A 15,178-nucleotide genomic window follows, 5' to 3' on the forward strand; every position below is an offset into this window, starting at 1 on the left:
TTTTAGAGTAATATCCTTTACACACTTAAAAAACTTTCGCTTTTGCACAAAATTGTAAGTATGAAAAATAGGTGATATTGTATGAAGATTAAAGTATTAGACCTAAGTAAAGAGTACAATGGAAAAGAAGTACTATATATAGATGAGTTAAATTTTAAAGAAGGCTACGTTTATGCATTGATGGGATTAAATGGAAGTGGAAAGACTACTCTTTTACAATGTGTTTCAGGGATTGAAGCATTTACAAGGGGAACAGTATTATATGACGATATTAGCTCCTCTGAATTTGTTACAAAAGATATATCTGTTATGCTTCAAAGCCCATACTTATTTAACTCTTCTGTAATTGAAAATATAATAATGGGCTTAAAGTTCAGAAAATTAAGTGAAGAAATAATCCAAGAGAGAATAAAGCATTATCTTACCTTCTTTAATATCGAAGACTTGCTAAATAAGAATACTAGAGAACTATCAGGTGGAGAACAGGCCAAGGTGGCCCTACTTAGAACAGCTGTTTTGGAAACCAAGGTGACTTTTCTTGATGAACCTACTGCCAGTATGGATATTGAAAGTACACTTATAGCGGAAAAGCTCATAAGAACCATGGCAGAAGGCAAGAGGAGTGTTATTTTAGTCACTCACGACTTAATGCAAGTTGAGCGAGTTGCGGATTTTGTTATTTTTTTAGATAAGGGAAGTATTATTGAACAAGGAGAAAAAAGTGTGGTTCTTAAGTTTCCAGAGCATAAATTGTTAAGACAGATTTTGAAAAGGGGCGATTAAAATATGATAAAAACTGCAATATTAACTATGAGTGATAAAGGTTCTAGAGGAGAAAGAATTGATGGAACAGGTCCAGCACTTAGAAGTGAATTAGAAGGTAAGGGATTTATTATAAGCTACTATAAAATGATTCCTGATGAAATACAGGAAATAGAAAGAGAACTTATTTATTTATGCGATGAGCTTAAGGTGAATTTAATTTTAACAAATGGAGGAACAGGGTTTTCACAAAGAGATGTTACTCCAGAAGCAACTCAAAATGTAATTGAGAAATATGTACCTGGTATTGGTGAAGCTATGAGAATGAAATCCCTTGCAATTACAACAAAAGCTATGCTTTCAAGAAGTATTGCAGGGATTCGCGGGAAAACCTTAATTATTAATCTTCCTGGCAGCCCAAAAGCTGCGGTGGAAAATCTCGGATTTATACTACCTGCAATTCCACATGGGATTGAAATACTCACAGGAGAGGCAAGTGAATGCGCTACTTTGTAGCGTGCGCGACAAAGTAGCTATAAGGTAGAAAGTGATCTATAACTTAATTAATATTATTAAAAAAAATACTGAACTAAAGCGTTTGGGGGAATGACAATGGAACTATTTAATGTGGTATCTGTAAAGGAAGCTAAAGAGATAATCGATAGATCATTTGACTTTAAGCTTGGCTATGAAGTGGTTAATATTTTGCAAAGTGTTTCTAGAATTTGTTCTAATGATATAAAAGCAGAATGTAATATACCAGAATTTAAAAGGTCAACAGTAGATGGATATGCAGTTTGCTCAAGAGATGTGTATGGAGCTTGCGATGCAATGCCTTCTATGCTTGAACTAAAGGGTGAAGTTTTAATGGGAACAGTTCCCCCAACAGATATCTCACTTGGAGAGTGTATGTATGTACCTACAGGAGGAATGCTCCCAGAGTCTGCAGATAGTGTTGTAATGATTGAGTATAGCCATTTCATGGATGATAATACAATACTTATTTATTCACCTGTGGCTATGGGAGATAATGTAATACAGGTTGGAGAAGATATAAATACTCAGGACGTTGTCATAAAAAGAGGGGATAAGCTAAGACCATATGAAATAGGTGTTCTCGCAAGTATCGGAATTTCAGAGATTTCAGTTTATAAAAGACCTAGGGTTGCCATTATTTCCACAGGTGATGAAGTAGTACCCTGTGACGTAAAACCAGCAATAGGGCAGGTGCGAGACATAAATACACATCTGATTTGGTCCTTACTTCTTGAGGATGGAATGGAACCGGTAAGTTATGGGATTATTAAAGATGAATATGATGATTTAAAGAATACAGTTGATAGAGCCTTTAATGAATGTGATATGGTATTAATTTCAGGCGGAAGTTCCGTTGGCAAGAAGGATCAGACCTTAAAGGTGATAGACTCATACACCGATGGAGAGGTTTTAGTACATGGTATATCAGTAAAGCCTGGGAAACCAACTATAATAGGAAAGCATAAAGGCAAAATAATATTTGGACTTCCTGGACACCCACTTGCATGTTCTATTATATATAAGATACTTGTTAAAGATTATTTATATAGACTAACCTCTCAAAGTGATAAGATCTACGGAACAAATGCAGTAATGAGTATAAATTACCACAAAGCTAAAGGGCGAGAGGAATATTTACCTGTGGAGCTTGATACAATAGAAAATGTGGTTGTTGCAAAACCTGTATTTGGGAAATCTGGATTAATATCTGTATTTTCAAAGGCTTGGGGTTATATTGTTATAGAAAAGAATGAAGAAGGGGTAAAGGAAGGTCAAATAGTTGAAGTTTATAAATTATAAAAGAAGAATGAAATCTAAAAAATAGACTGGAATATTGATTAGTTTGTTTTTTAAATGATTAACTATAGCTACAAACTATAGCAATGAGGGGATGAAAGTATTGGCTCAAGAAGTTTTTCTATCAAACATGGATTTAAATGAGGCAATTAATTTGTATTATAATAAGTTACTTCCTATAAAGAGTGAAGTAGAAACCGTGGTTACTTGGGACTGCGCAGGAAGAGTTTCCTACTCACCAATCTTTGCAAAAATATCCTCACCTTTTTATAATAGTTCAGCTATGGACGGTATTGCAACTATAAGTACAAAAACTTATGGAGCAACAGATAGGAGTCATATTGAACTCCAGGAAGGGATGGATTATTTGGTAGTAGATACTGGAGACCCAATACCTAAGGAATATGATTGTGTAATTATGGTAGAGGATCTGATAAATGTAGAAAGTGGAAAGGTAGCTATTTATAAGAGTGCTATCCCTTGGCAGAACATTAGAACTATTGGAGAAGATATTGTGCAAACACAACTTATTATTCCATCAAAGCATTTAATAAGGCCAGTTGATATAGCATCTATTATTGCTGGAGGAGTAAATGAGGTTCAGGTGTACAAAAGACCAGTGGTTGGAATAATTCCAACTGGAACTGAGATGGTGGAACCAGGAGGAGAACTTGTGGTTGGGGACATAATTGAGTTTAACTCAAGAGTATTTTCTGCGCAAGTTAAGGAGTGGGGAGGAATACCTCTAAGATTTGATATAGTAAAAGATGATTATTTACTTATTAAAGATACTGTAAAAAGTGCAGTAGAGAAATGTGATATTGTACTTGTTAGTGCAGGCTCCTCAGCTGGTAGGGAGGATTTCACTTGTAAGGTGATAGAAGAATTAGGTGAAGTATATGTACATGGAGTAGCTATAAAACCAGGTAAACCTGTTATTCTTGGGAGCATAGATAGAGTTCCTGTGATAGGTATACCAGGATTTCCTGTATCTGCTTATTTTGTAATGGAGAATATTTGTAAGAAAATAGTCCATACTTATCAAGGGTTAAATAATGAAGTGCAAAGCACTGTAGAGGCGACTCTTACTAGGCGTACTATGTCCACTCTTAAATATTTAGAGTTCGTTAGAGTTAAGATTGGCTTTGTTTCTGGGAAATATATTGCAACACCTATAGGGCGAGGAGCAGGAACAACAATGTCCTTAGTTCGGGCAGACGGGGTCCTTGAAATTCCACAAAATGTAGAAGGCTATGAAGTGGGAACAAAGGTAAATGTTAAGCTTTTAAGAAGCCAGGAAGAAATTAAAAATACTCTTGTATGTATTGGAAGTCATGATCCAATAATAGATATAGCGTCTAACCTTTTTCATATAAAAAACTCCAATTATTTTCTCTCTTCTGCTCACGTTGGAAGCATGGGAGGAGTAATGTCACTTAAAGGATCAGAAACCCATATAGCACCTATTCATCTGCTGGATATGGAAGATGGAAGCTATAATATTTCTTATATTAAAAAGTATTTAGGGGATAAACCTATGGCATTAATTAAAGGCGTTAAAAGGATTCAGGGAATTATCGTTCCTAAAGGGAATCCACTAGATATTAAATCACTTACGGATATAGTAGCGCAGGGAAGAAAATTTGTTAATAGGCAAAGAGGCTCCGGCACAAGGTTATTTTTAGATTATAATCTAAAAAAATTTGATATTAATCCAAAAGATATAATTGGCTATGAAAGAGAGGAATTCACTCATATTGCGGTTGCAGCAGTAGTAGCCGCAGGAGATGCAGATTGTGGTCTTGGAGTTTATTCTGCAGCTGAGCTTATGGGTCTAGATTTTATAACACTTGGACATGAGGAATATGATTTTGCTGTGCCACTTCCATTTTTAGACATGGACATGATAAGCGAATTTATTAAAGTAATTAAAAATGATGATTTTAAAAGAGAACTCCATAAACTTGGCGGGTATGATTATTCAGAAATAGGAGAAATAATTGTAATTTAGGAGAGGATTTTATGAGAGATAGTCATGGAAGGAATATCAATTATTTAAGAGTATCAGTAACTGACAGATGTAATTTAAGATGTGTATATTGTATGCCAGAAGAGGGCGTTAAAAGTTTAAGACATGAGGATATTTTACGTTTTGAAGATACACTAAAAATTATAAAGGCAGCCACCTCGCTAGGTATTAATAAAATAAGATTTACTGGTGGGGAACCACTGGTTATGAAAGATATAGACAAACTAATATATGAAACCTCTAAACTACCAGGAATAGATGATATTTCCATAACTACAAATGGGATTCTACTCTCTGATATGGCAGTGGATTTAAAGAAGGCTGGGCTTAATAGGGTTAATGTTAGCCTTGATACCTTGAATAGCGATAAATTCAGGAGCATTACAAGAATAGGTAATTTAGATAAAGTAATGGAAAGTATATATAAGTGTTTATCCCTTGACTTAAAACCTGTAAAAATAAATACAGTATTAATGAGAGGCATCAATGATATAGAGTTTGAGGATTTTTTAAATTTGACTCGCGAATTACCAGTAGAAATAAGGTTTATAGAGCTTATGCCTATAGGCGAAGGTGTTAAAATGTATGAAGAGAACAAGTTAAGCTTTATGGAGATACTAAAGCTTCATCCTGAGTTAATCCAAATAGAAACGAAAAAAAGTAGCACTGCGGAGCTGTACAAGCTTCCTGGGGCAAGAGGAAAGATTGGATTCATCAGTCCGGTAAGTTGTAAATTTTGTGCGGATTGCAATAAAATAAGGCTTACATCTACAGGAACCATTAAACCATGTCTTCATTCAGAGGAAGAAATAAACCTTAGAAAATATTTAAATAATGAAGAGCTGCTTACAACTACACTCAAATCTGCAATTTTTAACAAGCCACTTGAACATCATCTTATTGAGGAAAGTGTTAGCAGAAGTGTTAAGGTGATGTCCCAAATAGGGGGCTAAATAAATAAAAAAGGAGCTAGGCAATGGAACTTACCCACATAAATGACGAAGGAAGGGCTAAAATGGTGGATGTATCAGAAAAGTGCGACACTGTACGTGAAGCTATAGCAGTTGGGTCTATATCAATGAAAAGAGAAACCTTAGAAAGAATAAGGGACGGCTCTATTTCAAAAGGAGATGTACTAGCTGTAGCCCAAGTAGGCGGAATTATGGGTGCTAAAAGCACTTCGCAAATAATACCAATGTGCCACGCAATAATGATATCAGGTTGCGATATTAGTTTTAAAATTGACTTTGAAAACAGTAAAATTGAAATAACCGCCACCACAAAGACAGTAGGAAAAACAGGCATTGAGATGGAAGCCCTAACTGCGGTATCTGTTGCAGCACTAACTATTTATGATATGTGCAAGGCGATTGATAGGGGAATGATTATAAATAATATTATGCTTGTACGAAAAAGTGGAGGCAAATCAGGAATATTTGAAAGGAAGGGATTGTAATGGCAAAGGTTACTGCTGTAAATATAAGTGAGAAAAAAGGTGTAATAAAACATCCTATAGAAAGTGGATACTTTAAAATTGACCACGGCATTGTTGGAGATGCACATGCAGGAAATTGGCATAGACAGGTGAGCTTTCTGGGGGAGGAGAGCATTGATAAAATGAGAGCTAGTGGAGTAGAAGGCTTATGTTCAGGGAAATTTGCTGAAAATCTTACTACAGAGGGAATAGTTTTGTACGAGCTTCCTGTGGGAACAAAACTTAAAATTGGAGAGGTAGTATTAGAGGTAACACAGATAGGAAAAGAATGTCATAAGGGCTGTGAAATTATGAAACTAGTTGGAGACTGCATAATGCCAAGAGAAGGTATATTTGCCAAGGTACTTACAGAGGGATATATTAAATCCGGAGATGATATTGTAGTGGAGGCATAAAAATTATGGATGCATACATTAAAGCGTCAAAGGATAGATGTAATGAAATGGAGTTAAGACCTGAAAATTTATTTAGCACTAAGGTGTTAGATGGTTGGGAATTACAGAAAAACTTAGAGAGAAACAGGGAACTTATTTTGAATGCAGCCACCTTTATGGATCATTTATATAATTTCGTAAAAGGCTCTGAGTTTTTTGCTTTATTATGTGATAGTGATGGGTGTATCTTAAACGTAGTTGGAGATGAAAAAATATTATTAGAAGCTGTAAAACTAAAAATGATTACTGGTGCTTACATGGATGAAGCCCATATCGGTACTAATGCAATGAGCCTTGTACTCTCGGAAGGAGTTCCGGTTCAGGTTTCTGGGAAGGAACATTTTATTAATGCCTATCATAAATGGACATGTTCTGCGGCACCTATTAAGGATGAGACTGGTAATGTAATTGGAATTATTAACTTAACTGGCTATATAGAAAATGTTAATCCTCATACCTTGGGTATGGTGGTGGCGGCTGCGGATGCCATTGAAAGAATGCTGGAAAACAACAAATACAATTTAATGCTTGAGATTTCAAAAAAACGTATAGAGACAACCTTTGAATCCATTTCTTCAGGGATTTTGACCTGTGATTTGCTAGGGAACATAACAACAATGAATAAGCAGGTTGCTATTATGTTTGGCTATAGTGATGAAGAAATGAAAAATATTAAAATATCTAATTTAATTTTAAATTGGAATGAAATTCTAGAAGGTATTAAATCAAAGGAAGCATGTACAGATGAAGATATATATGTTAATACACTAGTGAATAAACTTCAATTTACCCTTACAGCATGCCCTATTTATGGCATGGATATGAAGATTGAAGAAATAACGCTTGTATTTTGTGAACTAAAAAAGAGTAGGAAGCTGGCGGGGAGAATCTTGAGTGGTCAAGCAATATACACTTTTGGCAAAATTATAGGGGCAAATGAAAAATTTAAAAAGCTTACTGAATATGCAAAAAAAATAGCAGATAGTAAATCTACGATATTGCTAACTGGTGAAAGTGGAACAGGCAAGGAAGTTTTTGCCCAAGCTATTCACAATCACAGCAAGCGAAGTGAAGAGCCTTTTATAGCAGTAAATTGTGGTGCCATTCCAAGGACACTTATAGAATCAGAACTTTTTGGCTATGAAGGTGGAGCATTTACTGGTGCAAAAAAAGGTGGGAATATAGGCAAGTTTGAAATTGCTGAGGGCGGTACAATTTTTCTTGATGAAATAGGAGAAATGCCTTCTGATTTGCAGATAAGATTACTTAGAGTAATTGAAGAAGGTGTAATAAATAGAATAGGAAGCTCAAAACAAATAAATAGCGATGTAAGGATTATGGCGGCTTCAAATAAGGATCTGAAACATGAGGTGGAGATAGGGAACTTTAGAAAAGATCTTTATTATAGACTAAATGTTCTCCCATTATATTTACCTCCGCTAAGAGAACGTAGGGACGATATAGCAGAGCTCGTGAGTTATTATATGAGAAAAACCTCTAAGAAACTTAATAAACATACGGTAGATATTTCAGAAGAATATATGGACTATCTGATAAATTACGATTGGCCGGGAAATATAAGAGAACTAGAAAATGTAATTGAACGTATAGTTAATTCCGAAGTAATTCAGATGAATTTATATAATGAAGTGCCTCTCGAAGAAAAGAAATCAATAGACCTATATGTAGGGAATACCTTGGAACAGATGGAAAAACACTATATAACTGAAGTTATTAAAGAAGTTAATGGTAATATGAGTTTAGCTGCGAAAATATTGGATATTGCAAGGAGTTCGCTGTATAGAAAAGTTGAAAAATATGAAATTGATTGTCCGGAAATAGAACATTGTTCTAAAATGCAACACTTTAAAAGGTCCAAAGTGTATTAAAGTGGGACAGTGAGTAAAATTTTTAAATATCATTTTTTTTTGGTATCTGAAGCGCCCTAGAATCAATAGTCTCAATAAATTATAAAATTTTTTACCTTGGCATCAAACTTGCGTTGTATATAAGTATATAGAACAAAATGTTTGGAGGAGGGGTATTTATGTATGGTTATAATGGTAAAATATTAAGAATTAATTTAAAAGAAAAGACTGTTAAAGTTGAAGCGCTTGATTTTGAACAAGCGAAAAAATTCATTGGTGGTAGAGGACTTGGAACAAAAATATTTATGGATGAGGTAGATCCTATGGTTGATCCATTAAGCCCTGAAAATAAACTTATAATTGTTACAGGACCATTAACAGGCACACCTGTTCCAACTGGTGGAAGATATATGGTAGTTACGAAATCACCACTATCAAATACAATTGCTTGCTCAAATTCTGGTGGTCACTGGGGAGCTGAATTTAAGGCTACAGGCTATGACATAATTATACTTGAAGGAAAAGCAGATTCACCAGTTTACTTAACAATAATTGATGATAAAGTAGAAATAAAGGATGCAAGTAGTCTTTGGGGAAAACTTGTTACTGAAACTACAGATATTATAAAGAGTGAAATGCCAGATAAAGCAAAAGTTATGACTATTGGACCGGCAGGTGAAAGATTATCTAAAATGGCTTCCATAATGAATGAGTATGACAGAGCAGCAGGTCGTTCTGGTGTTGGTGCTGTTATGGGTTCAAAGAATTTAAAAGCTATTGCAGTTAAAGGAAGTTCAAAGCCACAAATAGCAGATGAGGTTAAGTTAAAAGAGGTTTCAAAAGTTTGGATGAAGGCTATAAAAGAAAATGGGGTTACAGGAGCAGGTCTTCCAACTTATGGAACTGCAGTTCTTGTAAATATACTTAATGAAAACGGTGTACACCCAACTAACAATTTCCAAAAGTCTTATTTTGAGAAAGCCGATGACATTAGTGGTGAAACAATGACCAAAGATTACTTAGTAAGAAAAAATCCTTGTTATAGATGCCCCATCGCTTGTGGAAGATATGTAAAAATAGAGGATATGGGTATAGAGGTTGGCGGACCAGAATATGAAACACTATGGTCTTTTGGCTCAGATTGTGGAATAGCTGATATGAATGCGATCAACAAGGCAAACTATTGGTGCAATGAATATGGTATGGATACAATTTCTGTAGGTGCCACAATTGCGGCTGGAATGGAACTTTATCAAAAGGGATATATTAAAGATGTTGAACTTGAGGGAACGCCACTAGAATTTGGAAATGTACAAGGAATGCTTGATTGGACAATAAAAATTGGAAAATCAGAAGGACTTGGAGCAAAAATGGCTCAAGGTTCATACAGGCTTTGTGATTCTTATGGTGCAGCCCACCTTTCAATGACAGTTAAAAAGCTTGAAATTCCAGCTTATGACCCAAGAGGTATAATGGGACAAGGGCTTTCATATGCTACTTCAAACAGGGGCGGCTGCCATGTAAGAGGATATATGATATCACCAGAAATATTAGGCTTGCCACAAAAATTGGATAGATTTGCACTTGAGGGGAAAGCTACTTGGACTAAGATTTTCCAAGACTTAACTGCAGCTATAGATTCCCTTGGATTATGTTTATTTACCTCCTTTGCAATGGGAGCTCCAGACTATGCTAACCTGTATAATGCAGTATGTGGTACAGAGCACACAGCAGAATCTATACTTGAAGCAGGAGATAGAATTTACAACATTGAAAGACAATTTAATCTTCTAGCTGGAATAGATCAATCTCAAGATACACTTCCAAAAAGATTACTTGAAGAGCCAATTACAGAAGGGCCTTCTAAAGGTAATGTACACAGACTTTCAGAACTTCTTCCAGAGTACTATCTCGAGCGAGGCTGGGATGAAAAAGGTAACCCAACGCAGGGAAAATTAAAAGCATTGGGATTATAATTTATAAGATTATAGGAAATAGTATCTAAGTTCTAATTGGGAGGTGAAAATGTGAAAATTACAGTGAAATTATTTGCTACATTTAGAGATGGTAGGGACAAAATTCAAGTTTTTGAACTGGAACAAGGTGAAACTCCAGAAGATGTTATATCTATTTTAGGAATAGAAAAAGCTGAGGTTGCAATATTACTTGTTAATGGACGAGATGGACAATTTGACAAGCCACTTTTAGAGGGAGATCTAATAGCACTTTTCCCACCAGTTGGAGGCGGATAATAGCTAAATGGATTTTATAGAAAAAGAGCTAGAGATGAGAGGCATGAAAAGAATAGAAATAGTAAATTATTTTATTAGCATGGGCGGCAAAGTTATAAGTGATGAGAACTTCATTGGAAATGGTTGGGAGGTAGAGATATCTGAGGAAAAAACAATTACACTTGGCTCTCTTAAGATACCAGCTACGATAGTTATTTTACGATGTAGGGAAGATCTCATAGATGGAATGATGGTTGCTTTCCGGCTAAGATTCTTATCGGCAGGGGGATAAAAAAAGTAAATGAGATAATAAAGGAATCAGGTTGATTTAACTGATTCCTTTATGTTTTAATTATTTATAGCAGTAATCATTAATTTAGAATCACTGCCAGTAGGTGCTTGTTCATTAATCCAAATATTATATAAACCTTCACCAAACATTATTCCTTGCCAATTAACAAACATATACTTTGTATATGCGTTACTAATTGCTTGTTTATAATTAGGATTGAAAATTTGGTCGTAATTTTTAATAAAATCATCTTTGTTTTGTATTTTGGTAACTTTACCATTAATCTTAACATTAATAGGATATCGTATTTGCGCGGCGAAACCTTTTTTATCACCATCAACTACCAGCTTTTGAATTTTGCTAGCAAAGTTTTCTACATCTTTATCATTTTTAGTATTCAGTGCAACCGCATATCTCTTTCCATATTCCACCCCAGGAATATTACTTTTAAGTGATAATGTAAATGGATAACTTTTTTTGCTATCTGCACTTATCCATGTTCCTTCAATTTTATCAACTGTGCTCAATGTTCCTTTAAATACACCTGTATTTTTACCTGCTTCATCATATTCATATAATAAGATATTTTTTTCTCCTGCTTTTCCTACAAGTTTAATTTCTTTTCTCTGTTTATCATAAAAGTACGTTCCAACTATATTTCCTTTCAATGGATAAATGCTCATATGAATTGGGAGCGTATTATTTATTGTGCCCTGATAATCATAATATCCAATTTCAAACTGACTTTTAGTAGTATCAATATTTTGGAGTGATTTTGAAATTATATCATCATTAGTGACTTCATCATTTTTTGTTGTTTTTCCTGATCCTGGATTATTATTTATTACGGTATCATTAACCGCAGGTTTAGTTATATTATTAACGTCCTTTTTCGAGCTTGAACACCCTGTTAAGGTGACCATTAAAGCAATGATAAGAATTACTGTTTTTTTCATTTTAATTCATCTCCTTATTGTTTGTTGATTCACAGGAGTTATTATAGTCAACAAGCTCAGTAATTGTTGGCTCTGCACCACATAAATTACAGTTTGTAGACTTATTCATACTAATAGTATCAAAATCAGAATCTAATGCATCATAGTAGATTATCCTATTAGATAATGTGTCTCCTATGTCTAAGAGTAGCTTTACAACTTCCGATGCTTGAAGAAATCCCATGAATCCAGGTACAGGACCTAAAACACCTGCTTCAGAACAACTAGTACCAGGCTTTTGATTAGGCATTAGTGGGAAGGCACAACGATAACATGGACCCTTGTTTGGTAATATTGTCATAATTAATCCATGAAACCTTACCACCGCTGCATCTACCAATGGTTTATTGGCGAAAAAACATGAGTCATTTAGAAGATAGCGAGTTGGGAAATTATCAACTGCATCTATAATAACATCATAATCAGAAGTTATATCTAGTGCATTTTGGATATTGATGCTAGTATTATAAGTTACGACCTTTACATCCGGATTTAAATCACTGATGAAAGCTTCTGCTGATTCCACCTTTGGCATGCCAATCCTAGAAGTAGCATGAAGTATTTGTCGGTTAAGGTTACTTATTTCTACACTATCATAATCAATGACACCAATGGTTCCTACGCCTAAACTGGATAGCGCATAAGCTACAGGAGACCCAAGGCCTCCGGTACCGACAATCAATACTTTACTATTTGATAGTTTTTTATCGTTATAGTTTTCTGAATTTTTAGGTAAATTATTCTCATATGAACTATTTTTAAGAAAATCAGTTATTGCTAAATAAAAAACCTTATTATCCCACTTGTAAAATTTCATAGATAGTAGATTAAAATATAATGGTTTATCTAATACCTTCCCTAAATTCAAAGAGAGCTTTATACATTCTACGGAGGTAAGCGCTGAAAGAACGCAATTAGAAAGAACATTACCTTCTTTTTCCTGCACATTATTTCCAAAGGAATTAGAATCTATGGGTAGAGGCTTTATAAGTAACTCATTAAAATCCTCTTGATTACTAAAAGTTTGAAGGAAGCCATTCCAACCATTGTTAATGGACACAATGGTTGGAATGAATTTAGAATGATTGTGGCTACAAGAAAAACTTATCAAATTATCTTGAAGTTCTACATATTTACTAATCAATATTCTAATTACAAAACCTTCATTAAAAAGAGAGTCACTGTATACTATTGATAATTCATTATTAGCAAGTTCAATAACTACATCACTATTTAAATCTTGTATGTTTTTAAATAATTTTTCATACCCCAGGGAATCTTTAAAATAACAAGAAATATAACCTATTCCAGAGGCTGCAAGATAATATATAAGGGAAGAGGCTTCTTGTACTGTAGATGCATATAAATAAATTTTTGACTGGGTTATTTTCTTTTGGCCAGAGCCACTAATTTCAGGGATAATAATATTTCTTAAATATCTATTAATTTGGTCTTTTGATAAAATCATTAAAACACCTCCTATAATAAAAAATTCACTATAATGTGAAAATTATAATCCATGGATTAAGAAATAATTTTTTATTGCATTGTGCAATGCATCAGCTGCTATGTTTGAACAAAGTAGCTTTTCTACAGGTAGACCTCCTAGAGCTTCTGAAACATCTTCATTTTGTATATTAAAAGCATCCTCTAAGGTTTTATTAATTGCGAGTATTGTAACCATACTGCTTGCTGCAATTGCAGCACCACATCCAAAGGTTTTGAATTTAATATCCACCAATAGGTTGTTTTTTACTTTTATAAATATCTTTATCTTATCACCATCTACAGGGTTACCTGTCTCACCAATAGCATCTGCATCAGGTATTTCTCCAGCATTTCTTGGATCAGAAAAATGATCCATAACTATATCATTATACACAGGATACACCTCCTCAAAATGGTAAACATATATTTATGAAAAACAACCACATATATGATTGTCCATACCTTAAGTATATTATAATGCTTTTACATAAGGGGTTCAACAAGGATTACATTTTTTAGTATATAGTTAGGTGTTTATAATTTCTGCTTTCTATAAGCTTTTTAAATAAAGTGGTAACTTAATTATCAAATGTTGAATCTAATGGTATAAACTATTATAATGTAAATAATAGATATTATTAGAGTGAGGGGATTTAATGAGGAAGAATGTAAAAACAGGTATTTTATCAGTTTTAATTATTATAACTACATTTCTAATAATAAGGCGGTCTACCATAATATATTTAGAATTTAAAAATATTAATTTACCTACAAAAGAAAGTAGACAGATTGGAAATATGAGCACTCATAAATGGATAACTGTAAAAAAATTATCCCAAAAAAACAATATAAGTGAAGATGATATTTTTAAAGCTCTTGAAATTATTCCACAAAATGGTGATGAGAATTTAAACATAGAAGAGTTGGGGAAAAAATATAATAAAACTTCAAAAGAACTGAAGGATAATTTAAAGAAAATCATAGAAAATCATAAAAATATAGAAAGTGATAAAAATTTAGAAAGTAATAATTTAGAAGGTAATAAATTAAAAGGTAATAATCATGAGCGAATTTAGTAATTTATTAATAGAATGTTTTAGAAACTATAACATTTGGTTTTTAAGTTTTATAATTATACTTCAGTGTATAGGAATTCCAACAGGATCATCTTTACTTGTAATGGCTTCTGGGGCTTTTGCTTATGCTGGTGAATCTAATGTAGTGATTCTTTTACTAGAAGTTTGGTTTTTTTCATGGCTTGGGGATAATATTGCTTATATTATGTGGAGAGGTATTGGGGATAAAACTTTAAACAATCATCCTAAAGTGAAAACTTACTTCCAACCTAAAATATTTAAGGCTAAAGATTATTTAAAAAAACATGGAAGAATTTCAGTTTTTTTTAGTAGATTTTTAATATCCTCTACGGGACCTTTTATAAATGCTGCAGCTGGGATTACAGGATATAAATTATGGACTTTTAACTTATTTGTTGCTTTAGGCGAATTGTTTTGGACTTGTATATACCTAGGACTTGGATATTGGTTCGGAGATTCCTGGGAAACTATAGTTCCCATAGTAACAGGATTTGGACAATTTTTAACTTACATAGCAATTTTAATTATTGCTCTATATTTTTTTATTAAAGCAATTAAAAACAAAAATCGTAAAAACTAGTCATTATATTTCTAGTTTTTACAATTAAGTTTATTAAGTTTATTAAGTTTATTAAGTTTATTTGACTATAATTT

The 15,178-nt window shown here is 33.6% G+C and carries 16 protein-coding genes; 13 read left to right on the forward strand and 3 right to left on the reverse strand.

Annotation, left to right across the window (positions count from 1 at the left end):
• Nucleotides 1-81 precede the first annotated feature (81 nt).
• The 11 genes from G9F72_RS09045 to G9F72_RS09095 all read left to right on the forward strand — a co-directional run bounded on the left by G9F72_RS09045 (nucleotide 82) and on the right by G9F72_RS09095 (nucleotide 10,944).
• On the forward strand, nucleotides 82-783 hold the full coding sequence (locus G9F72_RS09045; protein WP_164956110.1) for an ABC transporter ATP-binding protein: 702 nt from the start codon (nucleotides 82-84) through the stop codon (nucleotides 781-783).
• A gap of 3 nt (nucleotides 784-786) precedes the next feature.
• Nucleotides 787-1,278 (forward strand): molybdenum cofactor biosynthesis protein B, encoded by a 492-nt coding sequence (locus G9F72_RS09050; RefSeq protein ID WP_164956111.1) that lies wholly within the window; start codon nucleotides 787-789, stop codon nucleotides 1,276-1,278.
• Nucleotides 1,279-1,374: 96 nt separating this feature from the next.
• The gene (locus G9F72_RS09055; protein ID WP_164956112.1) at nucleotides 1,375-2,598 is read left to right on the forward strand and encodes a molybdopterin molybdotransferase MoeA; all 1,224 of its coding nucleotides are present in this window, start codon (nucleotides 1,375-1,377) and stop codon (nucleotides 2,596-2,598) included.
• Nucleotides 2,599-2,698: 100 nt separating this feature from the next.
• Nucleotides 2,699-4,606 carry a molybdopterin biosynthesis protein gene (locus G9F72_RS09060; protein ID WP_164956113.1) on the forward strand — a complete coding sequence of 636 codons (1,908 nt, stop codon included), beginning with the start codon at nucleotides 2,699-2,701 and terminating at the stop codon, nucleotides 4,604-4,606.
• 11 nt (nucleotides 4,607-4,617) lie between these two features.
• Nucleotides 4,618-5,577: a GTP 3',8-cyclase MoaA gene (moaA, locus tag G9F72_RS09065; RefSeq protein ID WP_164956114.1), complete on the forward strand. Its 960-nt coding sequence runs from the start codon at nucleotides 4,618-4,620 to the stop codon at nucleotides 5,575-5,577.
• A gap of 23 nt (nucleotides 5,578-5,600) precedes the next feature.
• A complete protein-coding gene (moaC, locus tag G9F72_RS09070) occupies nucleotides 5,601-6,080 on the forward strand; it encodes a cyclic pyranopterin monophosphate synthase MoaC (RefSeq protein WP_164956115.1) in 480 nt (159 codons plus the stop codon).
• On the forward strand, nucleotides 6,080-6,514 hold the full coding sequence (locus G9F72_RS09075) for an MOSC domain-containing protein (RefSeq protein ID WP_164956116.1): 435 nt from the start codon (nucleotides 6,080-6,082) through the stop codon (nucleotides 6,512-6,514). Before moaC ends, G9F72_RS09075 begins: the two co-directional genes overlap by 1 nt.
• 5 nt (nucleotides 6,515-6,519) lie before the next feature.
• A complete protein-coding gene (locus G9F72_RS09080; RefSeq protein WP_164956117.1) occupies nucleotides 6,520-8,442 on the forward strand; it encodes a sigma-54-dependent Fis family transcriptional regulator in 1,923 nt (640 codons plus the stop codon).
• 158 nt (nucleotides 8,443-8,600) lie between these two features.
• The gene (locus G9F72_RS09085; protein WP_164956118.1) at nucleotides 8,601-10,397 is read left to right on the forward strand and encodes an aldehyde ferredoxin oxidoreductase family protein; all 1,797 of its coding nucleotides are present in this window, start codon (nucleotides 8,601-8,603) and stop codon (nucleotides 10,395-10,397) included.
• A gap of 51 nt (nucleotides 10,398-10,448) precedes the next feature.
• Nucleotides 10,449-10,673: a MoaD/ThiS family protein gene (locus tag G9F72_RS09090; RefSeq protein ID WP_164956119.1), complete on the forward strand. Its 225-nt coding sequence runs from the start codon at nucleotides 10,449-10,451 to the stop codon at nucleotides 10,671-10,673.
• A gap of 7 nt (nucleotides 10,674-10,680) precedes the next feature.
• On the forward strand, nucleotides 10,681-10,944 hold the full coding sequence (locus G9F72_RS09095) for a hypothetical protein (protein WP_164956120.1): 264 nt from the start codon (nucleotides 10,681-10,683) through the stop codon (nucleotides 10,942-10,944).
• Nucleotides 10,945-11,000: 56 nt separating this feature from the next.
• On the opposite strand, the gene G9F72_RS09100 is transcribed toward G9F72_RS09095, so the two are convergent.
• The 3 genes from G9F72_RS09100 to G9F72_RS09110 are packed head-to-tail and all read right to left on the reverse strand — an operon-like array spanning nucleotide 11,001 to nucleotide 13,821.
• Nucleotides 11,001-11,900 (reverse strand): hypothetical protein, encoded by a 900-nt coding sequence (locus G9F72_RS09100; protein WP_164956121.1) that lies wholly within the window; start codon nucleotides 11,898-11,900, stop codon nucleotides 11,001-11,003.
• Nucleotide 11,901: 1 nt separating this feature from the next.
• Nucleotides 11,902-13,407 carry a ThiF family adenylyltransferase gene (locus G9F72_RS09105; RefSeq protein WP_164956122.1) on the reverse strand — a complete coding sequence of 502 codons (1,506 nt, stop codon included), beginning with the start codon at nucleotides 13,405-13,407 and terminating at the stop codon, nucleotides 11,902-11,904.
• A 42-nt stretch (nucleotides 13,408-13,449) separates the two neighbouring features.
• Entirely contained in the window at nucleotides 13,450-13,821 is a 372-nt protein-coding gene (locus G9F72_RS09110; protein ID WP_164956123.1) for an iron-sulfur cluster assembly scaffold protein, read from the reverse strand.
• 262 nt (nucleotides 13,822-14,083) lie between these two features.
• On the opposite strand from G9F72_RS09110, the gene G9F72_RS09115 reads away from it, so the two are divergent.
• Together G9F72_RS09115 and G9F72_RS09120 are read left to right on the forward strand one after the other, a co-directional pair.
• Nucleotides 14,084-14,503, forward strand: a complete 420-nt coding sequence (locus G9F72_RS09115; protein WP_164956124.1) for a hypothetical protein — start codon at nucleotides 14,084-14,086, stop codon at nucleotides 14,501-14,503.
• Nucleotides 14,490-15,104 (forward strand): DedA family protein, encoded by a 615-nt coding sequence (locus tag G9F72_RS09120; RefSeq protein ID WP_164956125.1) that lies wholly within the window; start codon nucleotides 14,490-14,492, stop codon nucleotides 15,102-15,104. The genes G9F72_RS09115 and G9F72_RS09120 overlap by 14 nt, the downstream gene beginning before the upstream one ends.
• Nucleotides 15,105-15,178 lie beyond the last annotated feature (74 nt).

Origin of the sequence: Clostridium estertheticum (assembly GCF_011065935.2) — a bacterium.
Taxonomy (GTDB): Bacteria; Bacillota; Clostridia; order Clostridiales; family Clostridiaceae; genus Clostridium_AD; species Clostridium_AD estertheticum_A.

Coding starts and splice junctions, on each gene's coding strand:
- G9F72_RS09045 (WP_164956110.1), top strand. CDS start 82: ATGAAGATTAAAGTATTAGACCTAAGTAAAGAGTACAATGGAAAAGAA.
- G9F72_RS09050 (WP_164956111.1), top strand. CDS start 787: ATGATAAAAACTGCAATATTAACTATGAGTGATAAAGGTTCTAGAGGA.
- G9F72_RS09055 (WP_164956112.1), top strand. CDS start 1,375: ATGGAACTATTTAATGTGGTATCTGTAAAGGAAGCTAAAGAGATAATC.
- moaA (WP_164956114.1), top strand. CDS start 4,618: ATGAGAGATAGTCATGGAAGGAATATCAATTATTTAAGAGTATCAGTA.
- moaC (WP_164956115.1), top strand. CDS start 5,601: ATGGAACTTACCCACATAAATGACGAAGGAAGGGCTAAAATGGTGGAT.
- G9F72_RS09075 (WP_164956116.1), top strand. CDS start 6,080: ATGGCAAAGGTTACTGCTGTAAATATAAGTGAGAAAAAAGGTGTAATA.
- G9F72_RS09080 (WP_164956117.1), top strand. CDS start 6,520: ATGGATGCATACATTAAAGCGTCAAAGGATAGATGTAATGAAATGGAG.
- G9F72_RS09085 (WP_164956118.1), top strand. CDS start 8,601: ATGTATGGTTATAATGGTAAAATATTAAGAATTAATTTAAAAGAAAAG.
- G9F72_RS09095 (WP_164956120.1), top strand. CDS start 10,681: ATGGATTTTATAGAAAAAGAGCTAGAGATGAGAGGCATGAAAAGAATA.
- G9F72_RS09100 (WP_164956121.1), bottom strand. CDS start 11,900: ATGAAAAAAACAGTAATTCTTATCATTGCTTTAATGGTCACCTTAACA.
- G9F72_RS09105 (WP_164956122.1), bottom strand. CDS start 13,407: ATGATTTTATCAAAAGACCAAATTAATAGATATTTAAGAAATATTATT.
- G9F72_RS09115 (WP_164956124.1), top strand. CDS start 14,084: ATGAGGAAGAATGTAAAAACAGGTATTTTATCAGTTTTAATTATTATA.
- G9F72_RS09120 (WP_164956125.1), top strand. CDS start 14,490: ATGAGCGAATTTAGTAATTTATTAATAGAATGTTTTAGAAACTATAAC.